Origin of the sequence: Planktothrix prolifica NIVA-CYA 540 (assembly GCF_963864145.1) — a bacterium.
GTDB classification, from domain to species: domain Bacteria; phylum Cyanobacteriota; class Cyanobacteriia; order Cyanobacteriales; family Microcoleaceae; genus Planktothrix; species Planktothrix agardhii.
The window spans coordinates 697,847-723,996 of sequence record NZ_CAWLTW010000001.1; the positions used below are offsets into that span (position 1 = coordinate 697,847).

A 26,150-nucleotide genomic window follows, 5' to 3' on the forward strand; every position below is an offset into this window, starting at 1 on the left:
TTATTTTTTAATTGTCCAAAAGGGTAACTGTTGAGTTAATTGTAACCGAATATTGTCAATTCCGTTTTTAGCAAAAACATAGGTTTTATCTTGCCAAAGGGGAATATAAGGCACATCTTCGGCGAGAAGTTCTTGAATTTCCTCAAAGATTAATTTGCGAGTTTCTGGGTTTTGTTCTTGCCGTTGTTGGGCAATTAATTGATTCATGCGATCGCTATAATAGAAAGAACCCTGATATTGACTGGAACCCTTGACACATCCAGTTTCAACTGAACCTTTACTACATTCTAAAAAGGGTTGAATATAGTTATCTGCATCCAGAAAATCCGCATACCAATCTAAGATAAAAGTTGGATAAATTCCCTCCTCTAAATATTTAAAGGCTGTAGTCGATTCTACACTATTGAGTTGTAATTTTAGTAACCCGCCTAAATCCCTATCTGCTAAGGCTTTTAAGGTTAATCCTAAAAACCCTTTATTAGATGAATTAGACGCATACCAAAGCTCAACGATGGCTGGATTTTCTGGAGTATATCCAGCTTGGGTTAAAAGTTGTTTGGCTTTTTCAATATTACCATCACCGTACTTTAAATAAAAGGTGGGTTTATAATCACTAAAGGTGGTAGGAATTAAACTAAATAATTTTTCTCCTTGATTTTGTAATACCCGTTCATTAATAATAGAACGATTGATTAAAGCGGCTAGGGCTTGTCTAACTTCTATCCGATTTAAGGGTTCCGATTTAACATTAATCAGTAGATAATTAATCGTATTTCCATTAGCAGAAATCATTTGCCAATTCCCGGCTTCTGCTCCTTTTTGTAAACTCGAAATTTGATCGGGATTTAAGGATAAATAGGCAATATCAACCGCACTACTTCTAAAGGCATTAAATAAATTAGAGGAACTTGAAAAGCGTTGAATATCAACACCTCTATTAGCAGGTTTTTCCCCCCAATATTGGTCAAAAGCATCTAAGCGAATTACATCTATCCCTAAAGATTTTAATTTATAAGGCCCAGTTCCGACAAATTCATTGGGTTTAAATTTCCCTTCTCCAATTTCATAAAATTGGGGAGAAACCGCCGTAATTCCTGAAAAAGCTAATAGGGAAGGAAAGGCGGCAAAGGGTTTTTTAAGTTTAATGGTTAATTCATATTCTCCTGTTGCTTGAACTGTATCTATTGTATCTGCTAATAAGGAGGAGGGAGACCCAGCATTTTGAATAAATCTTTTGATCGAAAATTCCATCGCGGCGGCGTTAAAAGGGGTTTGATCATGAAACAAAACGCCTTTTCTGATCGGAATAGTATAGGTTAATCCATCGGAACTCAGGGTGGGTAAAGCGGTGGCTAATTTAGGGACAAGTTGATTGGTTCCTATTTCATAATCATAGAGGCGATCGCCTAAATTATACAGGATATTTCCTGAGATAACTTCATAGGCATCGGCCGGATCAAGGGTGCGAAGTTTTAGGGTGGTTCCTATGGTAATTCGTTCATTATTGGGGGAAGATGAAGGGGAAGACGTAATTTTGTGATCGGGAGTACAACTAATCAGAATCAGACAAAAACAGCAGAACAAACCTATCCATTGAGTCAGAAATTTTTGGGAGGATGGATGCAGATTTTTTAAGGGATTTGATAGAGTTTTTAATAGGTTAACCATCGTTTAAAAACGTTAAGGATGAATCTAATCTTTTGATTATAGCATTTTACAGCCCCATCAGCTTTCTGAATCTGAATTTTTATCTTTTTCTTCCTCAATAATTACCATTCCCGGTTTTAAGGGGATATCAGTTGGAGGAATTACTAAGGTATCACCCACTTTTAAACCGGATTTAATTTCAACTTTAGTTAAATCTTTTAATCCCAGGGTGACGGGTTGTTTTTGAACTTGATTATTTGCGTCTAATTTCCAGACAAAAGATGATTTTCCTTCGGATTGAATTAATTCTGTATTAATCGCAATCACATCTTTTTGTTGTTCTAAAATAATCTCAACACTCACCTGACCCCCTGGAATTAATACCCGGGTTGGTTGATCTAATCTTACTGTAGCAGGAACGGTGACTTGACCGGATGAACTGCTAGATTGGCCGCTATTAGCATTTTCAGAAACTGCTTGTCGATTGACTTGCTCAACCCGCCCGGAAAAGGGTTTTGAATCAGGGCCAATAATCGTAATTCGGGCGGCTTGATTGGGTTTAATTTGAGCCGCATTCAAGGTCGATAACCTAAGTTGAACCAGTTCTTGATTCGGATCTCCAATCGTAATTAAATCATTTCCTCGGCTAATTCCATCCCCGGGTTTAATATTAATATTTAGTACCACTCCATCCAAGGGAGAAATAACAAGGTTATTCTGTAAATTTGATTCTTGTTCTTTATATTCTACTTTGAGTCGCTGAAGTTGACTTAAATTTTGTTGAAGCTCGGACTGAACTTCTTGAAGGGTAACTTCAGCTTCTAAGATATTATTGCTGGGGAGTGGGACATCTAAAAATTGATTTTGATCGGTTTCTAAGTTAAAAATATCATTTTTTAAGGTTAATTTTTCATCCATTAAATTTGCTTTTTTCTGGCGAATTAATGATTTTTTATCATCTAAGTCTTTTCCGGCTAAAAACCCCCGGTCTAAAAGTAAATTAGATTTAGTTAAGTCTACTTCTAAAGCATCTATTTCTTCTTGAATCTCCAGCAATTTTTCTTTTTGGCGTTCTAATTTTGCTTGAGCTCCTTGAATTTTTATCCTTTTCTCATTTTGTTTAGATTTAACTTGCTGTTGATACTTATTTAACTCGTTTTTATAATTAAGTTTGGCAATTTTTAATTTAGTTTGTGCTTCCTCTACTTTTTGGCGATTTCGTTCTATTGCAAGTTCTTGCTTCTGAATCTCTAATTGTTTTTGTAGTAAGGAATTTTCCCCTGCGGTAGACCTTAACCGAATTAAATTTTGCCCCCGAATAATTGGATCACCTACCTTAACAAAAATCTGCTCCACCGCACTATCAGTAGGGGATTTAATCGTTCTTTGGCCACCTAATTCAACGCTTCCCCCTTCACTAATTTTATTTTCAACTGTTCCCAATTCCACTTTCTGTAACCCAGCAGCAACAGCTTCGGCATCCTTTTTTTGTAGTTTATAATACAAAGCCACACCTGCTAAACTGACTCCAGTTAATAGAGTCATCACCACTAGCCATTTAACTCCTCGTTGATAGGCTCTTTTTGCTTGGTAATCTATGGTTGACACAGATTTCTAACATCCTCCTTGTAAATTAAAACAGGGTAGAACACCATTATATCCTAAAAGGATAACTAGATTTGTTTTAGATGGATAATTAATTATTAATTTTTATTGTGTATCACAAAGATTTATATAGTTTAACAGAATGATCACAACACAGGAAAAACTTAGTTTTAGGTAGGGTATAATCAATTTATGTGATGAATCAATGCCACCAAAACAATCCATTCTAAAATATGCCTAATGTTAATGACTTAGAGAATAAAATGGAGCAGTCAATATGTATACATCTGTAAAATCTCAGAGTACAGTTCTCGCTGTTGATGATAGCATTCCTGTGCAAAAACTGGTGAAACGGATGTTGGAAAAACACTATCAGCTAGTTTTTGCAAACAATACCCCCGAGGCTTTAACGGTACTCCATCAGCAGTCCATTGACTTAATGCTTTTGGATATCTCTATGCCCGGAATGGATGGTTTAGAACTGTGTCGAGTTTTGCGAGGATTGCCCAATTTCAGCCACCTCCCGATTGTGATGCTCACATCCCGGAATGGGGCTCAGGATCAGGTAGAGGGTCGATTATCCGGGGCAACGGCATATTTGACTAAGCCTTTCTCTGAAGAAGAACTGGTGCATACGATTGCAAAAATTCTGAATCAGACAGTTAGTCTAACGTCTGAATTATAACGGATTTGGGTAAAATATAGACCATATCCTTTGACATTGGAGATTCAAAAAATCCTAGGAAACGATATAATTTCTTTAGGTTTTCGGATGTACCTTTAACATGACCAGTACAATTCCACAGGGTGAGCAGTATCAAGTAGATCTGCATCAGATCGCCGATAATTTGCCGGGGGTAATTTATCAATTGCTGCTACACCATGATGGTTCTCAAGAGTATGTATATATTAGTTCTAGTTGCCGAAGAATTTACGAGCGAGAACCCGATGAAATTCAGCATAATGCCGCTTTAATGTGGGGATTGATGAATGATCGGGATCAACAGGTTTTTACTCAATCCCTTGTAACCTGCGCTCAAAAATTAATTCCTTGGCAACGGCAATGGCAATATCAAACTCCATCGGAAAAAATCAAATATTTGTCTGCGATCGCCCAACCTTGTCCTCAACCCAATGGCGATCTAGTTTGGGATGGATTAATTTTAGAAATTCCACCCCCAACCCTCGATAATTGTTGTTGCTGTCACCCTGAAACCTGCGAGATTGAAAGGATTACAACCAATAAAATTGAACAAGTTTTAAGCCGATTTGACTCCTCAGATGACTCAATGGAACCGGAAAAAATCGAAGCAGTTTTAGAAGAAAAAGAAGAATTTTTAAGAAATATTTATAACGGCGTAGAACAGGTTATTTTTGTTATTGCGGTTTTTAATGAAAATAATTTTCAATGTTTGGGTTGGAATCCCAAAACCGAACAAATCACAGGACAAAAATCTACCGAAGTTTATGGAAGAACCTTTACAGAAATTTTTGGTTTAGTGGAAGGGGAAAAAATGCTCCAACATTATCGAGATTGTGTTCAGGCAAAAACCTTAATTCAATATGAAGAAGAAATTTGGTTTGAGGATAAACAAACCTTTTCTTTAACCACCCTCAATCCTATTTCAGATTCCAGTGGGAAAATCTATAGAATTATTGGGACTTCTCTGGATATCACCGCCAGAAAAAATGCAGAAATAGCCTTGCAAAATTCACAAATCCGCTTCCAACAATTAGCAGAAAATGTCCCTGGTGTTACCTATCAATATCATCAATATAATCATCAAGGACGGGGCTGTTTTACCTATTTAAGCCCCAAATGTTTAGAATTAACAGAAATTAGACACGAAGTGATTTTAAAAAATGCTGATTTCTTGTGGAAACTAATTCATCCTGATGATCTGAATAGCTTTGTCGATTCCATGGCTCAAGCTGTAGATACGGGAAAACCTTGGCAACATCAATACCGTTTAATTACTCCTTCGGGTAAAATTAAATGGATTCAAGCCGGAGGAAGTTTAGGTAAACAACCGGATGGATCAATTGTTTGGGATGGTTTACTTTTAGATATTAGCGATCGCAAACAAACCGAAGCAGCTTGGCAAAATTCAGAACAACAATTGCGGGAATTAGCCGAACGAGAAAAGATGCAAAACTGCATCGGTAATTTGATTAGAAATTCCCTAGATTGGAATACTATTTTAGAGACAACGGTAGAAGAAATTCGTCAATTATTAGGAATTGATCGCTGTTATTGTGTTGGATATAACTTAGAATTAAATCCTCCAGAATGGGAAATTCTCAAGGAATCTAAAGCCCCTAATTTAATGAGTATTTCTGAACTATATCCAGGGAATGCCCTCCACCCCATTAGTGAAATTATTTTACAAGAAAAAATTATCCAAATTGATCAGGTAATTACCTATGAAATTCCATCGGTGCGGAATTTTTTAATGGTTTTAGAATTAGAATCCGTTTTAATTTTGCCGATAAAACTTCAATCCGGTGATATTTGGGTTTTAGTCTTAGCCCATTGTCAGGAGCCTCGACCATGGAAACCCCAGGAAATTGAACTTTTACGCTTTATTATCAATCAGTTAGAAATTGCAATTAATCAATCAAAACTCTATACAAAATCTCAAGAATCTGCTACAATAGCCACGGCAAAAACTCAAGAATTAGAACAAACAGTTTCCAAATTGCAACAAGCTCAAATTCAGTTAGTTCATTCGGAAAAGATGTCAAGTTTAGGACAAATGGTTGCTGGAATTGCCCACGAAATCAATAACCCAGTCAGCTTTATTTTTGGAAATCTTACCTATGCTAAAGAATATCTGGATGATTTATTTTCTGTAATTAGACTCTATCAAAAACACTATCCCCATCCCCACCCAGAGATAGAAGAAAAATTAGAAGATATCGAACTCGATTTTATTGCAAAAGATCTCCCTCAATTATTAAATTCAATGAAAACTGGGGCGGAGCGAATTAGGGATATTGTTAAATCCTTGAGAATTTTTTCTCGTTTAGATGAATCAGAACTGAAAAATATTGATTTACATGAAAATTTAGATAGTACCTTAATGTTATTGGAAAGTCGCCTCAAAGAACAACCCCATCATCCAGCTATTCAAGTGATTAAACAATATGGAAACTTACCTCCTGTTGAATGCTATGCGGGGGAACTAAATCAAGTTTTTATGAATTTATTGGCTAATGCTATTGACGCCGTGGAACAACGCAATAAACAACGATCATTAAAGGAAATTATTGCCGATCCGGGGATGATTTGGATCACAACCTCATTAACAGATTCCCAGCGCGTACAAATTAGAATTGCTGATAATGGAATTGGGATGTCCGCCGAGATTTTAGCGAAAATTTTTGATCCGTTTTTTACAACTAAAGATGTCGGGTTAGGAACAGGTTTAGGAATGTCTACCAGTTATAAAATTATCGTTGAAACCCATAAAGGTCAATTGTCCTGCGTTTCAGAAGTCGGGTTAGGGACAGAATGTGTGATTGAAATTCCTAGGTTACAACCAAGATAGGGATCACGGATTTAAGAAGATTTCACGGATTTCACGGATTTTAATCTGTGTTAATTTGCATAATCCTCTTAAATCCGTGAAGTGAAATATGAGTTATTTTTGTTTCTATTTATAGCAATAAATCCTCAATTAAATTCACTAAATTTTCATCTATTTCTAAAGGTGAAATTAAATCAAATTTAACGGTGGGGAATTGTTCAGAAAACTGTTTAATTGATTGGGCGATCGCATCGGTTATACCACCAGAAAACATAAAATAGGGAATAATTCCAATTCGGTTAACTCCCGATGCAATCAATACTTGAATTTGAGTTTCTAAATTCGGAGTAACCGACCAATAGGCAGGAATTGCCCCAATTTGAGTCGCTAATTGTTCAATGGGTTGATTTCCCTCCAGATGGCGACTTCCATGGGCAATTAAAATCCAATTTTCTATTTCAACCGTTGCCATTTTTGTAGCGATCAAAGGGGCTAAACGGTTGACTTTAGAACCAAAATAAGGTAATAAATTGAGTTGAATTTCCGAGCCAATTTGTGCTTGAGCGATCGCAATTTCTTCGGGTAAATCCGTGTTAACATGAACACCCGACGAGAGAAATAACGGTAAAATTTGTACTTGAGAATATCCCCAAGATTGACTTAACTTGGCAAAATTTTGAATCTGTTGATGTAGAGGAAGGGGAGCTAATTCTAAAGTTGCAGTTCCAACTAAAGAACAGCCTGGAAGCTCCCCTAAATGTTTAGCCAATTGACTTAAGGCTTGTTGGGGACGAGGATCGCGGCTACCATGAGCAACCAGTAGAGATGGGGATAACAAGGGTTAGGATCAATCCTGAATATGCGGTTAACGATTGATATTGTATCGAAAATTGATCAACTTCAACAAATTTGGGAATAGAAAGCACAAACCAAAATAATTTTTTAAAAAAAAGTTGCTGATCATGTTTTAATTCTAAAACCATCAACTACATATCTACCAACTTCACCCAACCTCTGCGAACATTGTAAAGTAATCGGTTAATAATCGCTTTTTCGTCTTCAGTTAAACCATCCCCCAAAATGGCGGATCTCAGATGTTGGCGATCGCTACGAGTCACCACACTAGAAAACATAATTTGACCAAAAAGCTCCTCCAGGGGGATCGGGCAGTATGTCATCATAAATCACCTCTACTTAGAATGGCTTGCTCAAAGATAAAAGTCTGTGAGCTTGTATATATTCATTGTGAACTTTTTGTACAGAATATTCAGTGATTCAAAGCTATGTAAATTTGTGATTGATCTCGATAACCGTTGTGATTTGAGTCAATGGGCCGATGAAGTTTGACAGTCCAACCTGGAGGGGGAAAGATTTCCCCCTATTCCCCGTCCTACAAACATTTTTCTAAGGTAGCCACAACTGATTGAGATAAACTGGGCAAATCATAACCACCTTCGAGTCCAAAGACAATTTTAGACGTCAGTTGTAGACAGTATTCGGTAAAAAGTCCGTAATCTTCTGGTTGTAGGGCAATACTGGCTAAGGGATCATCCGCGTTGGCATCATACCCGGCACTCACAATCAGTAAATCCGGCTGAAATTGACGTAAAAAGGGCATAATATAATCTTCAAAGGCAGGTTTGTATAACCCAATGGTGCTACCCGGAGACATAGGAATATTCAGAACATTTTTATGAGATCCCTGCTCATCCGCATATCCCGTCCCCGGATAACAGGGAGATTGATGTAAAGAACAGTAAGCAATCCGAGGATTATCTTCCACTAACCCTTGAGTTCCGTTCCCATGATGGACGTCCCAATCTAAAATAGCTACCTTATTAATTCCCGGTTTTTTCAGGGCGTAATAGGCTGCGATCCCCGCATTAGAAAACAAACAAAATCCCATCCCTCGATCTTTTTCCGCATGATGTCCAGGGGGACGAGCTAAAACAAAAGCCGGACGTCCGTTATCCAAGACCCGATCCACCCCATCCAACCAAGCACTCACCGCCAAAAGTGCCACATCATAACTTTCCGCCGACATCGGGGTATCCCCATCTAAATAACCACCCCCCCGATCCGAGATCGCTTTCACCTGCTGAATATAGGTCGGAGTATGTACTTTTTCCAAGAGCTTAATTAAAGAGTCCAGGCGATCGGCCACCGGAGTCGGCTTTTGCCATCGTAACTGTTCTCTCCAAGACAAGGATTTTAGAGCATTAACAATCGCCGTTAACCTTTCTGGTCGTTCGGGATGGAATAATCCCGTCTTATGATTGAGGAATTCATCAGAATAAATAACTGTTAGCATTTGTCAAGAGTTTTTTGCAATTTTAAATCCCAGATTTTACCCCCAAAAAGAAGGCAAATTATGGTAAAATTTTAAGCATTAGTCACTAATTTTATAACCCCTACCGAAAGTAATTTTTTTTCTATTAATATTTTCGGTTAAATGTGACTAATTTTAAATTGTAATGGAGTTTTTGAAGGTATGAGTACCTCTGAGTCGAGAATTGTCCCGACGGATCTCAGAAATGAAATGCAGCAGTCCTACCTAGAATACGCCATGAGCGTAATCGTAGGCCGAGCGCTGCCAGATGCACGGGATGGTTTGAAACCCGTTCACCGTAGGATCTTGTACGCGATGAACGAACTGGGCTTAACACCCGATCGGCCCTTCCGTAAATGCGCCCGTGTGGTGGGGGAGGTACTCGGTAAATATCACCCCCATGGAGATGTGGCCGTTTATGACGCCTTAGTGCGGATGGCACAGGATTTTTCCATGCGATCGCCTTTAATTAACGGTCATGGCAACTTTGGATCGGTGGATAATGATCCTCCGGCGGCTATGAGGTATACGGAATGTCGTCTACAGGCCTTAACCAGTGATTCTCTCCTGCGAGATATTGATTCAGAAACCGTGGCCTTTGGCGATAACTTCGATGGATCTCAACAGGAACCCTTAGTTTTACCCGCACGAATTCCCCAATTACTATTAAATGGATCTTCGGGAATTGCTGTGGGGATGGCGACTAATATTCCCCCCCACAATTTAGGAGAATTAATTGATGGTTTACTGGCATTAATTCATAATCCTGAGATTACTATTGCCGAATTAATGCGCCATATTCCCGGCCCAGATTTTCCTACTGGAGCGCAAATTTTAGGCACATCGGGCATTAAAGAAGCCTATAATGATGGTCGGGGTTCGATTACCATGCGCGGGATTGCTACCATTGAAACCATCGAACATAAAGGTAGACCCGATCGAGAAGCAATTATTGTCACCCAACTACCTTATCAAACCAATAAAGCCGCGATGATTGAACGCATTGCTGAAATGGTTAATGATAAGAAATTAGAGGGAATTTCCGATATTCGTGATGAAAGCGATCGGGATGGGATGCGGATCGTAATTGAACTCAAACGGGATGCTTACCCCAGAGTTATCCTCAATAACCTCTACAAACAAACGCCCCTACAAACCAATTTTGGGGCGAATATGTTAGCCCTAGTTAATGGTCGTCCTGAGATTCTCACCCTCAAACGCTTCTTAGAAGTATTCCTGCATTTTCGGGAACAAACTATCCGCAAACGCACGGAATATGAACTCAGAAAAGCTCAAGAACGGGATCATCTTTTACTGGGATTATTAATTGCCTTAGACAATTTAGATGCAATTATTGCCTTAATTCGTCATGCGGCAGATATTCCCATAGCTAAACAAGAATTAATTACTAACTATGGGTTATCTGAACAACAAGCCGATGCCATCTTACAAATGCAATTGCGACGGCTAACAGCTTTAGAATCCCAAAAAATTGACCAAGAACACCAAGAATTACAAATAAAAATTGCTGATTTAGAGGATATTTTAGCTAGACGAGAACGAATTTTAGTAATCGTTGAAGATGAAGCCCTAGAAATCAAACAAAAGTTTAATACCCCTCGTCGTACTGTGATTGAACATACAGAAGGCGAGTTAGAAGATACCGATTTAATTGCCAATGAAAAAGCCTTAATTCTGTTAACAGAACAGGGCTACATGAAACGAATGCCTGTTAATACTTTTGCTGCCCAAAGTCGAGCCACAAAAGGTAAACAAGGCACAAAAATGAAAGAGGATGATGGAGTTGAACACTTTATTACCTGTTGCGACCATGACACGATTTTATTCTTTAGTAATCGTGGGGTGGTTTATAGTATCAGAGCCTATCAAATCCCGGCTTCATCCCGCACGGCGCGGGGGGTTCCGATCATCCAAATGTTACCCATTCCCAAGGAAGAACGGATCACTTCTATTGTTCATGTTAGCGAATTTAGCGATGATGAATACTTAGTAATGTTAACCAAAGGTGGATTTATTAAGAAAACTCAATTATCCGCCTTTAGTAATATTAGAACTAATGGTTTAATTGCTATTTCCTTAGAAGATGGAGACGAATTACGCTGGGTGAGACGGGCAAAAGTTGACGATGGCATTATCATTGGTTCCCGTCACGGTATGGCAATTCATTTTAAAGCCAATAATAAACAATTGCGACCGTTAGGAAGGGCAACCCGTGGCGTTAAATCCATGAAATTGAAAGGGGATGATACCTTAATCAGTATGGATATTTTGCCCAGTGCAATTATTTCTAATTTCGCTGAAGCGGAGGGAGAAGAAATTGAAACCGATGACGAATTGATGCTCACAACGGTAGTTCCTACCGAGGAAGAAAATGAACTAACCACCGCAGAAACTACCGAAGAAAACGAACTAACAACCGCAGAAACTACCGAAGAAAACGAAACAGAAACCGAAGTAGTAGCGGAGGTCAACTCCCTAGGACTATCGGTTTTAGTCATAACCGCTAGTGGTTATGGAAAAAGGGTTCCAGTGTCTCAATTCCGCTTACAAAATCGGGCTGGAAAAGGGATTATTGCCACCAAGTTTAAACCCCATGCTAAGAAAGATGAAGTAGTGGCTTTAAAAGTCGTGGATGAAACCCATGAATTAATGTTAATTAGCAGTCGAGGGATTATTATTCGTCAAGTCGTGAATGCCATTCCCCTACAATCTCGAAGTGCTACTGGGGTTCGTGTTCAGCGATTATACGAGGAAGATTCCATTGCCGCGGTGGCCATTGTTCCCGCTTCCGGGGAAGAAGACGTGGAAAGTCTATCCAATTCTGGAGAATCTGGAGAATCTGGAGAATCTGGAGAATCTGGAGAATCTGGAGAATCTGGAGAATCTGGAGAATCTGGAGAAGAAGAATAAAAAATAACCCCCTTATTAAATGGGGTCGAGGAGATCAAAGTCCCCCTTTACCCCAGGGCTGTTTCAAAGTCAGGTGAAAAAGAGTAAAGAAAGAGCGATCGCCACCTGATAAAATGGAGAGCGATCGCCATTTTTTTCTAAAATAAAGATGCTAACAAGTTTAATAGAAAATTTAATAGATAAAAATCGGGAATGTAAGTCTTACTCCGTAGGGAATAAGAATATTTATGCTGCTTAGATAATACCTCCTATAATTAATATTAATATAGCAATTATATAAAATATTAATTATTCGGAAAATAGCTATCATGTTTGAGAATTATGACCCAAAAGTAGGCTATAATTTTCAAACATGAAACAGCCCTGGCCCGTGCACGGGGGGTTTGGGGGGGGCTGTTCCCTGCTATAAAATTAAAAGAGACGTACCACGGCGCGTCTCTCCATTCAATATCTTCAATTACTTCTCAGTCAGGTTCCACACTCCATCCCAAGTTTCATCTGGGGGTTGGGTGGTTTCATACAGAATACAGCGATCAACGTGCAGTTTAGCGGCCTTATTTTTCGGATCAAGATCCAAAACCGCCAGAAATTCCCGTTTGGCAGTCCGCAAAGATTCTTTGGCTTTTGCTGCAAATTTGCGTTTGGCTAAATCAACCATTTTCCGAAGTTTGGTTAGGGGCATTTCTGCGGCTTCGTCTTCCAACATTTTTTGGGTATTCTCATCGGTTGTAAACTGTTTTAGTTTAACGATGAGTAATTTTTTAGTTTCCCGGGGAGTAAATCCTTTGACTTTTTCCGGTAAAATGGCTAAGGCTTCCTCCATCGGCATCCGTTTAAAGTCTTCTATGGCTAACCGCTTGATGATATTTTCATCTAACATTTCGGTTAGTTTCTCCAGAGAATTTTTTAATAACATTTGTCCCAATAAATCCTTATCATCATAAGATAGTTTTTTCATTTGAACTTCGGAGACTTCTTCGAGTTCTTCTAATAACGGCACTATTTCCTCTGCGGTTAATTTGTCCGTGGCGGGTTTGAGGTAATATTGCCGTCCCAGATGATAGTGATCAATGATCCCCTGTTGTTTTTCAGAAACGGGTCGAACTAATTTCCCTTCCCGAATACCAACGAGTTCATATATCCTCACAGGTTGGCTTTTGCCTTTAACGGTGATGAAATCGAGTTCCCGCACAATTACCTTATCGGCATAATGGATATAGGTATTCTCGCTAATTACAATATCCGTGCCATATTGTTTACTGGTTCCTTCTAAACGGGAGGCGAGGTTGACCCCATCCCCAATAGAGGTTAATTCCATCCGTTTACTTGACCCAATATTTCCCGATACCACTTCATCGGAATGGAGACCCATACCAATACCAATAGGCATTAATCCCTGGGCGACCCGACCTTCGTTATATTCGGCTAAACGGTAACGCATTTCCACGGCCGCTTGCATCGCCATCCAGGGATGATCCGCAAGGGGGGCGGGAGAACCAAATACGGCCATTAACGCATCTCCGATATATTTGTCCAGGGTTCCTTTATAGCCCAATACCGTGTCTACCATTTCCTCAAAATAGGAGTTGAGCATGGTGACTACTTCTTCGGCTTGCAGTTTTTCGGTGAGGGTGGTGTAGCCGCGAATATCACTAAATAAAACGGTAACGTCTTTGCGTTTTCCGCCTAACCCGGTATCTCCACTGGCTAACAGTTGTTCAGCGACTTCTGGAGTCATGTAGCGATACATTAAGTTCTTGATTTCTTTCTCGCCACTGATATCTTCCATCACCACTAAAGCCCCACTAACTTTTTCTGGGTTATTGATATCAGACATGGAATTAATTGATAAATTCACACTTCGAGAGGATTCATTTGTTTCGGAGAATAAAGTTTGATCCGGGTAATATTGTTGTCTGTCTTTAATATCTTTCGGGGCTAAAGCTAGATCAAACCATTTGCTAAAATCTCCGTTTTTAACCTGAATTAAATCTCGGACGGAACGCCCCTTAACAACATCTTCCTCCCGAATTCCTAGGAGTTCCATGGCACAATCATTCGTGGCAATCATTCGACCTTCTTTGTCGGTAGAAATGACTCCATTACTGAGCGATCGCAGAATATCTTTTTGCCGTTGTTCCTGTTCTTTGACTTTTTGGAACAATTTGGCATTTTGTAAGGCAACCCCCGCTTGAATATTGAATGCCTGCATGAATTCTAAATCATTAGTATTAAAGCTGGCTTTCCATTGTTCCGGGGCTTCTGGCCAATTTTCTGGATTATAAGGCGGGTGTTCTCCTTGTTTTTTCTTATTAATTAATTGAGTCACACCAATCAGTTGATTGTCAGCATTATAAACGGGTGTGCATAACATACTGCAAGTCCGATATTTAGTTTTTTGGTCAGTTTGTTTAGAGGTTTCGGAACGGGGATCGTTATACAGATCAAAGGGAATTAATAAAGGTTCACCACTTTGGGCAACAACTCCAGCAAATCCGGCGCTTCGAGGAATCCGAATTTCTATCAGTTTTTCATTAATCGGAATTTTCGTCCAAAGTTCGCCTTTTTCTTCATCTAATAACCACAGGGTGCTACGATCGGCATTCATTAATTCTTTTGCCTGATCCATAACATTTTTTAGGGTTTCTTCTAAGTCCAAACTACTCTTACTGAGGGCATTAACCGCATTCATTAAAGCCGCAGCCGCTCGCTGTCTGACCGTCGCCGCATAGAAGGAACGAGAAGACTCTAAAATTAGGCGAATCGAGGGGACAAATTCTTCAAATAGTTTTTCATCGTCTACCGTAAATCCCTCTAAGTCTATTTTTTCATCTAAGGGATCTAGGTGGCTTGAATTCAGTTTTAATTTATTCAGTAATTGTACCACCGCCACCAAGCCATCTTCATCATTTAAAAGAGGCATAACAACCATCGTATAAGTCCGATAGCCATTTTTCTGATCCATTTTCTTGGCGGCGGCCGAACGCGGATCATTATAAAAATCGTAGGGAATATTAACCACATTGCGAGTGGTCGCCACTTCCCCAGCAATTCCGGCGGTGGATGGGATTCTCAATTCTAAGGGTTTACCATCCTGTCCTCCAGCTACAATTGACCAGAGTTCGTGTTTTTCTTCATCTACCAGCCAGATCGTTGTCCGATCAGCATTTAAAAGTTCTCCTATCTTAATAGTAATCGACCGCAACATTTCATTGAGAATTTCCTCAAACCCCTGGGCATCGAGCAGATTATTCAGCATCGACAGGGTTTGATTAACTGTTTTCAGTTTATCCTCAACTTCTTTAACCACAATAACGAAATTGTCTTTGGTTAAAGGAGCCAGAATAGAGGAGAAACTGCTGCCTCCTGCACCTGTGAGAACTAAACCCCCATTCGTTGAGGAAGATGATTCTTCAAGAGGGGTCTCACCCCCCACTTTGCTGATACCCTTTCGATTAACTGTAGACTCCTCAACGGGTGTTACATCAATTACTTGTGCTGAAACAACCGTTGATTCTCCTGATATAGAATTGGTCGGGGATGCAGATTTCATAGGGTTTTAATACATAGATTGGGGTTGAAACAGTCTTTTAGGGGAAAATTAATATTTTTTTAAGTTTTGAACTATCAAAAGAAAATAGCCCATAGACAATTACTGTTTACCAGTTTACGTTGGATATTGACAAGTGGCTAAATTGTATCCGATTTAGGGCAAGCCCGGTTTGTGAAACTATTATTCCACTTAGTATAGATTCTCATCTGTGTTTTGTTCTACCAATTTGGACAAAATAGGGCAAGAGGGATCACAGATTTAAGCGGATTTCACGGATTTCACGGATTTTAATCTGTCAGGACTCAGGCAAGCACGCTATATATGGTGTACTTGCGTAAGTCCTGATAGATGGAATCCCCGTCCGTTCTGAATGATATAGCAGGGAACAGCCCCCCCAAACCCCCGTGCACGGGGGGCTAGGGGGGAGGGAACAGGGGGAAAACACTTCACCGTCTGGGTTCCAAGATCCGTCTCTATCCTAACTGCCTTGGCGGTTGCTATAGTATAAAGATTGCCTAAAATTATGCCTTAACATTTGCCGATATGCCTCTAAGTTGGAATGAAATTAAGCAAAGGGCGATCGCCTTTTCTAAGGAATGGGAAACTGAAACTTCAGAGAAGTCAGAATCACAATCATTCTGGAATGATTTTTTTAATGTGTTTGGCATTTCACGGCGGCGGGTGGGAAGTTTTGAGCTACCGATTAAAAAGGCGGATAATAAACAAGGCTTTATCGATCTTTTGTGGAAAGGGATGATTTTGGTGGAACATAAGTCTAGGGGCAAAGACTTAGATAAAGCTACACAACAGGCAAAAGATTATTTTCCCAATTTAAAAGAGCATGAATTACCAAAATATATTTTAGTTTCGGATTTCCAAAAATTCCGGCTTTATGATTTAGATACGAACGAAACCAAAGAGTTTGAGCTAAAGGATTTTTTAAATCATGTGCATCTATTCGGCTTTATGGCCGGATATGAAAAACGGGTTTATAGGGATGAAGATCCTGTCAATATTAAAGCGGCGGAATTGATGGGGGATATACATGATCGCCTCAAAGAAATTGGCTATACAGGGCATGATTTAGAGGTGTATCTGGTGCGGCTATTGTTCTGTATGTTTGCCGATGATACGGGGATTTTTAATCAGGGGATTTTTTGGGAATATATCGATTTGCATACAAAGGAAGATGGCAGCGATTTGGCGATGCACATTGCTTCTATTTTCCATATTTTAAATACATCCAAGGAGAAGCGGTTAAAAAATTTAGATGAAAATTTAGCGCAGTTTCCCTATGTGAATGGGAAGTTATTTGAGGAACCTTTGCAACCTGCGGCTTTTGATAAACAGATGCGTGAAATGTTGTTAAAGGCTTGTGGGTTTGATTGGGGTAAGATTTCCCCGGCAATTTTTGGGTCGATGTTTCAGGCGGTAATGAATCAGACGGAACGGCGCAATTTAGGGGCGCATTACACTTCTGAAAAGAATATCCAGAAGTTGATTAAGCCGCTTTTTTTGGATGATCTTTATACTGAATTTGAGAAGGCTAAGGGTAGTAAGGGCAAACTAGAAACATTGCATAAAAAGATTGCTAATTTATATTTCCTTGATCCTGCCTGTGGTTGCGGCAATTTCTTGATTATTACCTATCGGGAATTGCGAGATTTAGAGATTCTGATTTTGTTGGAGTTGAATAAAACTGGGCAGTTAGTGACGGATATTAGCTCAATTATTCAAGTCGATGTAGATCAGTTTGCGGGGATTGAATATGATGAGTTTGCGGTGCGGATTGCTGAGGTGGCGATGTGGTTAATTGATCATCAGATGAATGTGAAGGTGAGTAATGAGTTTGGGCAGTATTTTGTGCGGTTGCCGTTGAAAAAAGCGGCGAAGATTGTGCATGGTAATTCGTTGCGGATTGATTGGGGGGATGTTGTTGCAAAAGAGAAGTTAAATTTTATTTTGGGTAATCCTCCATTTGTCGGGAAAACATACCAAGATTCACAACAGAAGTCTGATATGCAAAGTATTTTTGGGAATGTAAAAAGTTCGGGTTTATTAGACTATGTAACTGCTTGGTATATTAGAGCAAGTCAGACTATTCAAAATACTGATATTCGCTGTGCTTTTGTTAGTACAAATTCGATTTCGCAAGGTGAGCAAGTCGGGATTCTTTGGCAAGAACTTTATAGCAACTATAAAATAAAAATACATTTTGCTCATCGTACTTTTAGCTGGAAAAATGAAGCAAAAGGAAATGCTGGAGTTCATTGTATAATCGTTGGTTTTGGCTTACAAGATATTGAAAATAAGAAAATATTTGATTATGCAGATATTAAAGGCGAACCAACAGAGAGAAAGGTTAGAAATATTAATCCATATTTAACAGAAGGAAATGATTTAATTATTCAAAAAAGAAGTCAGTCTCTTTGTAAAATACAAGAAATAAATTACGGCAGTTTTGCTTTAGATGATGGTAATTTTACTCTTTCTGAAGCAGACAAAAAAGAAATAATAAAATCTTCACCAGAAGCTGAAAAATACATCAAACAATTTATCGGTGGTAAAGAGCTAATTAGAAACGAAAAAAGATTTTGTTTATGGTTATTAAATGCCGAACCTGATAAAATAAAAAAAATATCTGTAATTATGAATAGAGTAAATGCTGTTAAAAACTGGCGATTAAACAGCAATAGAAATACGACAAAAAAACTTGCCAATATTCCTTCTATTTTTGCTGAAATTCGACAACCAGAATCAAACTACTTAGCTTTTCCGACACTCTCTTCTGAAAATAGAAAATATATTCCTGTAGCATTTTTATCTCCTGATATTATTGCATCCAATCAACTTTATATTATTTCTAATGCTGATTTATTTTTATTTGGAATTCTCACATCAGAGATGCACATGACTTGGGTTAAGTATGTTTGTGGAAGATTAAAAAGTGATTTTCGTTACTCAAGTACAATTGTTTATAATAACTATCCATTCCCTGAAAACATCAGCGACAAACAAAAGCAAAAAGTAGAAACTGCCGCACAAAAAGTATTAGACACAAGGGCAAAATATCCCGATAGTAGCCTCGCCGATCTTTACGATCCCCTCACTATGCCGCCCGATTTGGTAAAGGCACATCAAGCCCTAGATAAAGCGGTAGACCTCTGCTATCGTCCCCAGCCCTTCGTTAGCGAATTAAATCGCATTGAGTATTTATTTAGCCTCTATGAAGCCCTAAGTGCGCCATTACTGAAAGTCGAGAAGAAAAAGCGAGTTAAGAAAAAAGATAGTTAATAAATTAGATGATCTGGCGATCGCTATTCGGTGTGAGTCGTGATTATTAGGCGATCGCTGTTTATCACTACAGCAAGAACGTAATGCGATCGCCGCTTAATATCTCAGCAAAATAGAAATGCGATCACTGCTTGTTTTCAGTTTAGAGAAGTCACTAAATGTTCTACAGCATCGGCTAAATCATACAACGAATAATAATCATAAATTCGACCTAATTTAGGCTCCCAATAACGACCATGAGCCAACCAATGCCGATATTTAAAGGCAGTAATTACTTCTGAAATTAAACGTTTGTATTCTGGAAAATCCTCCTTCCATAGTCTTAAAATATCATCCTCTAAAGATGCACGACTCCCTTTCATTTGGTAAATTTCTCTCATTTTTCTGGATAAACTATCTTTCTTTTTTTGATCACACCTCCTTAAATAATCAATGCGAAAAGAAGCCTCTAAAGCAGATAAAATAGAGAACGAGACTAATTTGTCTAGCTCGTCTAATCTAGCTTGCAATTCTGTCTCAATTTCGTTGATTGTATAATTGGCAAATCTGGAATCAAAATTAAAACTGTGGGAACTAAAATAAACTTTCAAAGCACGCTGGTTATCAACATAATAATCATTAATATCTGACAGCGATAAATTTTGACCCGATAATGAAACTTTTTTAAGCATTAACAACTTCCATTAAAGCCTCAAAAAAACTTTGTTCCGTAAGCTCTAAGTAGCTAACTTTAGGTGGCGGAGTTGCAATTTTCCAACACCATTCTGTCTGAGGGCTAAAATCACCCATAAAGAAAGTGCTTGGTTTATCAAAATCTTTAGGAAGGAATAAAAATCGAACGCTCCCTAAACTAGAATCTAAGTCAATACGACCATTACAACCAACCACAAAGCGACCAACAGGTTTAAAAATTAGCCTTTTCTTACCGATTTTTAAAATTAATTGTTGAACCTGATACTCTCCAAAATTATCTTCTTGAAGTTTAATTGTTTTCTGCTCCTCAATAATTTTACCTTGTTTAAGATAATTACCAACAAATCCTCGAATTAAGTTATAAAAATCATCAATGTTACCAAGCCATGTTTCTTTCTCTACCTCATAGTCAATAAGTGAATTGACTTTTTCTAATTCTTGTTGAGATAGAAACTCTTCAAATTGTTCTAGGTATGGTTTTTTAGACATGATCTTACACCTTAAAATTTTATACAAAGAAATTAGATTAAGTTTAAAAAAAGCCGATATCAATAGTACCATTATAAATGTTTTTTCGGCTAATTGTCAAGTTACTGCGATCACTTTCTCTGATGAAGTGCGATCGCTATTCGGTGTGAGTCGTGATTTTTAGGCGATCGCTTTTGCTGTATTTTAGATGTACACTTAGATGTACAGATAGATTCAAAAATAATGCTATCCAATATTCCTATTACAGAAGCAAGACAGGAGTTAACCTCATTGCCTGAAAAACTTGCCCAGCAAGGCGGTACACTGGCAATTACCCGCAGAGGCAAGCCTGTCCTAGCTGTGATGACCTGGGAACATTACGAAGCAATACTCGAAACCATAGAAATACTTGGTGATGCGAACCTTATGGCTAACTTGCATCAAGGTATTACCGAGGCGAAATCAGCACAAGGAATAGATTGGGAATCAGCTAAACGAGAATTAGACCTGTAATGTATCGCGTCGTTATTCAACCTACGGCTTTCAAACTATTAAAAGAAATTAGCGATCGCCCTAAAAAGCTATTGAGATTAGGGCTGTTAGACGAGTCAGACGAGGATCAAGATGATGATTAAAATTCAGAATTAAAGCATAGAATTTTGGGTATTCAGAAGTGATAGAAAAAGCGATCGCACTCGGCATCCTGTTACATTCCCACACTTTCTAAATAATCTGCAATAACACCCACTGCTTTATTCGTGTTTCCCTGTTGTGAGCCTTCTAGCGTATGACCAATAACAACAGCCGATTTGGATTTTTGTATCGTTATCGCGCCAAAACCTTTCTTTTTTGCGAAGGCTACCTTACCATCCTCTCTCAAGAATTGATATTTCACACCTTCTAACACGATACCATTGGCCTGCGCTGACGAGAAATCACCTGATTTCATCATTTGAGCAATTTTCTGTCCCTCCGCAGGTGTAAGTTGAATACCATATGGATGATTTGGGCTAGTCCATGATGCTCCACCATCTAGAGAAATAATAGCTGCTTTCCCACAGTGAGCTTTCCCTGTGGAATCATTTGATTGTGCACACAAATTAGAACTCTTGCAAAATAATTTTATGGTATTATGGTAAGTTTTGCTCAATTTCATAAAATCCTAGAGACTAACCATTCTTCACAAATTTTTGCTAAAAACTCCATAAAATGGTAAAAATTGAAAGTGAATTTAGACAATAACTCTGCGATGAACACTCAATTTTATCTAAATTTGAAACCTCATGAATTTAAACGGAGATTTGGTGTCAAGATTCAAACCTTTCAAGAAATGGTTAATGCCATAGAGCAGTTCAGGTTAGAACATCCTAAAGATAGGAGAGGACGTCACACCCACCTGACTCTCCAAGAGCAAGTTTTAGTAGCCTTGGAGTATTGGCGAGAATACAGAACATATTTTCATATTGGGACAAATTGGGGAGTATCAGAATCAACTATTTGCCGAATTGTTGCTAATATTGAATCAACTTTAATCAAAACAGAAAAGTTTCGTATTCCGGGAAAAAAAGCATTAATTCAAGATTCTGGCTACCCCGAAATCGTAGTGATGGATGTCACAGAAACGGCTATTGAAAGACCGAAAAAAAAACAGAAAAAATATTACTCAGGAAAGAAAAAACATCACACACTCAAAATTCAGTTAGTAATTAATCAAGAAACTAAACAGATTATTTGTACAGATTTTGGAGAAGGACATTGCCACGATTTTAGCTTATTCAAAAAAAGCAAAATTCATTTTCACCCCCAAACTGATAGTTTACAAGATAGTGGCTATCAAGGGATTAAGGATTATCACTTGAATAGCTATGTACCCAAAAAGAAACCCAAAAATGGCAATCTTTCGGTCTTAGAAAAAGACTATAATCAAGCTTTGGCTCATCAACGAATTGTGATTGAACACGTTAATCGGAGCCTCAAAATTTTCAGGATCTTATCGAGTCGTTATCGAAATCGTCGTCGCCGTTATGGTCTTCGTTGTAATTTGTTGTCGGCCATTTATAATTATGAGTTGACACTCTTAGTCTGAAAGTGAAAATTTGTTATTATAGCATAGATTTTTTTTGCAAGAGGTCTATTTGCTCCTGATTAAATCCATATTTCTGAAAAACTTTTTCAAATACTGCTTTTTCATTGACGGCTAACTCCTCTAATCTAATTTCAATAATGTTAGGGTTAGAATAGTTCCATGCTAACATATTTTTAATCATGCCTTTGACTCTCTTCATTTCTAAAGTGATTCCTTCATCCTGAGACACCGAGTTCAAAAGTTCTTGATAACTTCGATTGTCATATTCAAGTTTTTTCGTATGACACCACTTTTCATGACACCATAAATGATAGAAATAACCGGAGATAATCACATCTCTTGGATCTCGAATAATATGAGAGCCAATATAGGGAGGTAAATTAGACCAATCAATATTACTATGATTAGCTAAAAAAATCTTAGTTTCGGGTTGCAATTTTTTGTTGAGATAGCTTTCTTGAAATTCCCAATTAAATTTTTTACAAATTTTATTAAAAACTTGGGTAAAAGAAGAAGTAGCTACTTTATGATAGCAGCAATGAATAATCAGTTTTTCTGGCTTAGGATAATCGGCTGATGCTGATTTATTAACCGATAAACTGTCAATATTAACAGAAAATTCTTGAGCCAATTTAACTATATCTTGTTCTTCAATTTGTTGACGGCTTTGTTTTTTTCCTAAGTGATTTACTATCCACTTAAAAAACTGACCATTTTTCTGTTGATACAAAATTTCATACTTTTCGCCAACTGGTTTGACAGCCAAGAATTTCTCAATCCAGGGGTAACGTTCTAAAGTAATATTACCTTGTTTATCTTGTAAGTAGATAGAAGTTTTTCCTTCAACTTCAATACAATATTCCTTTGCATGAGTCACAATTTTAGTGGTATTGTTCAGATTTTTTTCCGACTGATTCACCCCTGAAACAGGTTTCATTGGAGTCAATTTTTCTGCCGCGTACTTTTCTACTTTTTGTTGGTCATTCATTGGCGGGTTTCCCTAAAAATTACAATTTTTACTAAGATAATGGGCAAAGTTTAATCCCAGTCAAACTTTTGCTCAACTAAATTTTCTAGGCGCTGATTATGAGGCTTAAAAAAATCATATAATAACCTAGAAATTTCATCATTAGAATGTAAATAGTTGCCTTTGTTATAATTTTTATCAAAATCTATTATATGAGATGGTAATTTCTGAAATTCAAAAACCTTATCTAATGTTGATTGGGAGTTTTTTGATAAATTTTCTAGGCTTAAAACCAAAAAATTTTCTCTTGGAAAAACACTCATCCATTTTTCCAAGTAATAAGCATACAAACTCAGTGAAACAAACCCATTCTTGTGATCTAATTCTTGATTAAGATCTGTCATATTCTCAATTTCTTGAATTTGGGATTGAATCGCTGTTTCTAAACTATGTTTAACTCCACGCATTTTTCTGGAAAAATGAAAATGTGAAATTGTTCGAGATACAGGATTTCTTACAAGTACAATAATTTTAAGATTGGGGAAGTTTTCTCGAATTTTTTGAGCAATATTTGAATGTCGAATATATTCAGGCGTTGCTTCCCCTACCCAATATAAAGAGTTCTCAGGAATTGGAGGAAAATTCGCACCATAGCAATCTAATCCTAATTTATCGAAATCAGGATTATCAAAAAAATGTATTTCCTTTTTTCTTCCTAGTAAAATATTGGGATGCTGAGTCATATAATCGTACAGAGATGTTGTCCCACACTTCATAAATCCAATAATCATAAAATTAGGAAAACCCAATTTTTCTGGTTCCCAAAATTGGTTAGCGAACTCTGGTTTAGCATCTAAATTTTTCCTGTAGGTAAGATCTTGACAAAACTTGATAATTTCTGATTTTTTACCAAGTTTAATTAAACTACTAAGGCGTAGGGTCTGGGTTTGCTTTTTATCAGGATACTTTTGTAAAGCTTTCACAGCAACTTCACTAATTTTTTCAATTTGATCTTGTGTTATTTTAGTTGTTTTTAAAAGAGCATCTAATCTTCGATAAGGCAAGAAGAAATTACGCTTAAGGTTAGCAGCTTCAAGATAATAGTGGATAGCTTCATCTAATTGATTCTGTTTTTTAAAAATATCTCCTAAATGGAGATAGGCTTCAACATAATCAGGCTGAATTTGAATTGCTTTTAGATAGCAAGATTTTGCTTCATCCCATTGGCTCTGTTCAGCTTGAGTATTTCCTAATTCCCAGTATTGTTTAGCATCCAGATCGGGATTCAATTGTTGTACAGATTCTAAGTTAGCTTGACTGTGTAATTCCTCAGTTTTTTTATCTATAGGCATTAACAGCCCCGAACTTTTATTAATGAGCTTAATTTTTTTTAAATCAAGGGTTTCAACAGAAGTAGAGTCATTCAGATTCCAACTAGAGTTTTGACAAAATCTTTCAGCAAATTCAGCATTTAAAGTATTCCCCTGTTTTTCTAACCACATTTTTTCTATGGAAAACTTATAATTTGCCTCAATCCCACAAAACTTGCAGATTTCTTGGCATACTGAATCAGTATTGCTAATGATTGTTTCATAGGTAATGGGGAAGTACCTCAGTTTATTGAGTGCAAAAAACTCACTCCACCCCAAATTTTGTCGAATAACATTTTTCAGACATTGCTCGATTTTAGCTTGATCATATTCTAGGTTCTGATCAAGGTTTTTAGGGGTTTTATCAGACTTCCACTGTCCGGTTTTTTCAGCAATATATAAGGAAACAGCCTGAGCAATAATATTCTGACGTTGCAACCAAATGATGGGATAATGCTGAAGCAAATCGTTGATAGTGTTAGAACCAAGCAAAGGTTCTAATTGCCGATAAAATATCTGAAAACCAAAAACCCCATTATCAGAAGAAAATTGATCAATTCGTTGATTCAGATATTGTTCTAGGGAAATTTGAGAGTTAGAATCGATTAAACCGTGCTTTTTAGCAAAAGGAAGAATTGACCCTTTAGGATTCAACATTTCTGAGGGTTTCCCCATAACTCCAGAACTTTGAAGTAAGTCACACAACAGGTTACTTCCTGAACGGGGGGTTGTACAAATTATATAAAATTTCCGTTCCATAAATTTAACTATCCTCTGTATGAATGTAAACTCGAAAAATTTGAGATTTTAGACTTTACTCAATTAATTTTACTCCTTTAATGTCAAGTTCAAAAGTAGGACTAATATTTTTTAAATTTAAACCCGAATTTTCGCTAAAGGTGGTGATAAAAGTTTCATTGATTTGATCTCCTTGCTTTTTAAATTTAGCCTTTTCCATCGGAAAACTATAATCTGTTTCTACTCCACAAAATCGACAAATATCTTGACAGGCTAGAGTAGGATTTTTAAAAATATCTTCATAAAAAACAGTTAAATATTCAATTTTATTGATTGCAAAAAATTCTAACCATTTCAGATTATACCGGGTTAAATATTTCAGTTTTTTATCTATTTTTTCCTGATTATATTTTAAAGTATCTCGACGATTTTTATTTTCTTGCTGGCGGTTATTTTCTTCGTTCAAAGATGTCCATTCATCAGTTGCCTGAGCAATATACATTGAAACCGCCTGTGCCAAAACATCTTGACGAACTAGCCAAATAAATTTACTATTTTGTAAAAACTGGCGAGTGGAATTTAATTCCAGAAAAGGTTCCAGTTGATCAAACAAAGCTTTCATGCCAAAAACTTGATTTTGAGAGGAGAATTTTTCCATGACTAGCTTGATATAGCTTTCTAAATTAACTTTGGATTCTGTATCAACTAAACCATTCTTTTTGCAAAATGGACTGAGCATCGAATCAACATTGAGAAATTCTTGGGGATTTCCCATCACTTTTGACGCCGCCAGTAAATCACAGAGTAAATTACTTCCAGAACGGGGAGTTGTACAAATCACATAAGATTTAGGATTGATCATGAATTTGTAAAAAAATAGCGTTTATATTTTATGAATTCTAAAGATAGTATCATTAAACCTACCCATTAACTCGCTAC

Annotated in this window: 20 protein-coding genes; 8 read left to right on the plus strand and 12 right to left on the minus strand. The window is 37.5% G+C overall.

Annotated features, from left to right (window positions below):
- Positions 1–1,668 (minus strand): ABC transporter substrate-binding protein, encoded by a 1,668-nt coding sequence (locus tag AC559H_RS03235; RefSeq protein WP_036833312.1) that lies wholly within the window; start codon positions 1,666–1,668, stop codon positions 1–3.
- Positions 1,669–1,725: 57 nt separating this feature from the next.
- Positions 1,726–3,255, minus strand: a complete 1,530-nt coding sequence (locus tag AC559H_RS03240; protein ID WP_026793466.1) for an efflux RND transporter periplasmic adaptor subunit — start codon at positions 3,253–3,255, stop codon at positions 1,726–1,728.
- Between the two features lie 274 nt (positions 3,256–3,529).
- Here AC559H_RS03240 and AC559H_RS03245 point away from each other — a divergent pair, with 274 nt between their 5' ends.
- Together AC559H_RS03245 and AC559H_RS03250 are read left to right on the plus strand one after the other, a co-directional pair.
- Positions 3,530–3,937 (plus strand): response regulator, encoded by a 408-nt coding sequence (locus AC559H_RS03245; protein ID WP_026793465.1) that lies wholly within the window; start codon positions 3,530–3,532, stop codon positions 3,935–3,937.
- 100 nt (positions 3,938–4,037) lie between these two features.
- Positions 4,038–6,803: a PAS domain-containing sensor histidine kinase gene (locus AC559H_RS03250; RefSeq protein WP_051319726.1), complete on the plus strand. Its 2,766-nt coding sequence runs from the start codon at positions 4,038–4,040 to the stop codon at positions 6,801–6,803.
- A gap of 109 nt (positions 6,804–6,912) precedes the next feature.
- On the opposite strand, the gene AC559H_RS03255 is transcribed toward AC559H_RS03250, so the two are convergent.
- From AC559H_RS03255 to AC559H_RS03265, 3 genes are all read right to left on the minus strand, one after another.
- Positions 6,913–7,620 carry a sirohydrochlorin chelatase gene (locus tag AC559H_RS03255; protein ID WP_026793464.1) on the minus strand — a complete coding sequence of 236 codons (708 nt, stop codon included), beginning with the start codon at positions 7,618–7,620 and terminating at the stop codon, positions 6,913–6,915.
- A 148-nt stretch (positions 7,621–7,768) separates the two neighbouring features.
- A complete protein-coding gene (locus AC559H_RS03260) occupies positions 7,769–7,960 on the minus strand; it encodes a hypothetical protein (protein WP_026787456.1) in 192 nt (63 codons plus the stop codon).
- 212 nt (positions 7,961–8,172) lie between these two features.
- Positions 8,173–9,093 (minus strand): histone deacetylase family protein, encoded by a 921-nt coding sequence (locus AC559H_RS03265; protein WP_026793463.1) that lies wholly within the window; start codon positions 9,091–9,093, stop codon positions 8,173–8,175.
- 180 nt (positions 9,094–9,273) lie between these two features.
- On the opposite strand from AC559H_RS03265, the gene gyrA reads away from it, so the two are divergent.
- A complete protein-coding gene (gyrA, locus tag AC559H_RS03270) occupies positions 9,274–12,042 on the plus strand; it encodes a DNA topoisomerase (ATP-hydrolyzing) subunit A (RefSeq protein ID WP_043937199.1) in 2,769 nt (922 codons plus the stop codon).
- A gap of 457 nt (positions 12,043–12,499) precedes the next feature.
- Here gyrA and AC559H_RS03275 read toward each other — a convergent pair whose 3' ends face one another.
- The gene (locus AC559H_RS03275) at positions 12,500–15,595 is read right to left on the minus strand and encodes an adenylate/guanylate cyclase domain-containing protein (RefSeq protein ID WP_026787460.1); all 3,096 of its coding nucleotides are present in this window, start codon (positions 15,593–15,595) and stop codon (positions 12,500–12,502) included.
- Positions 15,596–16,138: 543 nt separating this feature from the next.
- Here AC559H_RS03275 and AC559H_RS03280 point away from each other — a divergent pair.
- Entirely contained in the window at positions 16,139–18,889 is a 2,751-nt protein-coding gene (locus AC559H_RS03280; protein WP_026793462.1) for a class I SAM-dependent DNA methyltransferase, read from the plus strand.
- 137 nt (positions 18,890–19,026) lie between these two features.
- On the opposite strand, the gene AC559H_RS03285 is transcribed toward AC559H_RS03280, so the two are convergent.
- Positions 19,027–19,560, minus strand: a complete 534-nt coding sequence (locus AC559H_RS03285; protein ID WP_026793461.1) for a hypothetical protein — start codon at positions 19,558–19,560, stop codon at positions 19,027–19,029.
- Positions 19,553–20,071, minus strand: a complete 519-nt coding sequence (locus AC559H_RS03290; RefSeq protein WP_026787463.1) for a hypothetical protein — start codon at positions 20,069–20,071, stop codon at positions 19,553–19,555. The genes AC559H_RS03285 and AC559H_RS03290 overlap by 8 nt, the downstream gene beginning before the upstream one ends.
- On the opposite strand from AC559H_RS03290, the gene AC559H_RS03295 reads away from it, so the two are divergent.
- The 3 genes from AC559H_RS03295 to AC559H_RS03305 are packed head-to-tail and all read left to right on the plus strand — an operon-like array spanning position 20,070 to position 20,685.
- The gene (locus tag AC559H_RS03295; protein ID WP_155806228.1) at positions 20,070–20,234 is read left to right on the plus strand and encodes a hypothetical protein; all 165 of its coding nucleotides are present in this window, start codon (positions 20,070–20,072) and stop codon (positions 20,232–20,234) included. The two genes, AC559H_RS03290 and AC559H_RS03295, sit on opposite strands and share 2 nt — an antisense overlap.
- Before the next feature lie 59 nt (positions 20,235–20,293).
- The gene (locus tag AC559H_RS03300; RefSeq protein ID WP_026793460.1) at positions 20,294–20,563 is read left to right on the plus strand and encodes a type II toxin-antitoxin system Phd/YefM family antitoxin; all 270 of its coding nucleotides are present in this window, start codon (positions 20,294–20,296) and stop codon (positions 20,561–20,563) included.
- Complete coding sequence (locus AC559H_RS03305) at positions 20,563–20,685, plus strand: hypothetical protein (RefSeq protein ID WP_255377737.1); 123 nt, start codon at positions 20,563–20,565, stop codon at positions 20,683–20,685. Before AC559H_RS03300 ends, AC559H_RS03305 begins: the two co-directional genes overlap by 1 nt.
- A gap of 71 nt (positions 20,686–20,756) precedes the next feature.
- On the opposite strand, the gene AC559H_RS03310 is transcribed toward AC559H_RS03305, so the two are convergent.
- On the minus strand, positions 20,757–21,206 hold the full coding sequence (locus tag AC559H_RS03310; RefSeq protein ID WP_052349574.1) for a profilin: 450 nt from the start codon (positions 21,204–21,206) through the stop codon (positions 20,757–20,759).
- A gap of 93 nt (positions 21,207–21,299) precedes the next feature.
- Between AC559H_RS03310 and AC559H_RS03315 the strand changes: the two genes are divergently transcribed.
- Positions 21,300–22,136, plus strand: a complete 837-nt coding sequence (locus AC559H_RS03315; protein ID WP_036834550.1) for an IS5 family transposase — start codon at positions 21,300–21,302, stop codon at positions 22,134–22,136.
- Positions 22,137–22,152: 16 nt separating this feature from the next.
- On the opposite strand, the gene AC559H_RS03320 is transcribed toward AC559H_RS03315, so the two are convergent.
- The 3 genes from AC559H_RS03320 to AC559H_RS03330 are packed head-to-tail and all read right to left on the minus strand — an operon-like array spanning position 22,153 to position 26,073.
- A complete protein-coding gene (locus AC559H_RS03320) occupies positions 22,153–23,124 on the minus strand; it encodes a hypothetical protein (protein WP_026798438.1) in 972 nt (323 codons plus the stop codon).
- Positions 23,125–23,174: 50 nt separating this feature from the next.
- On the minus strand, positions 23,175–25,232 hold the full coding sequence (locus AC559H_RS03325; RefSeq protein WP_026798439.1) for a Stf0 family sulfotransferase: 2,058 nt from the start codon (positions 25,230–25,232) through the stop codon (positions 23,175–23,177).
- A gap of 55 nt (positions 25,233–25,287) precedes the next feature.
- Positions 25,288–26,073, minus strand: a complete 786-nt coding sequence (locus AC559H_RS03330) for a Stf0 family sulfotransferase (protein WP_026793727.1) — start codon at positions 26,071–26,073, stop codon at positions 25,288–25,290.
- Between the last annotated feature and the right edge of the window lie 77 nt (positions 26,074–26,150).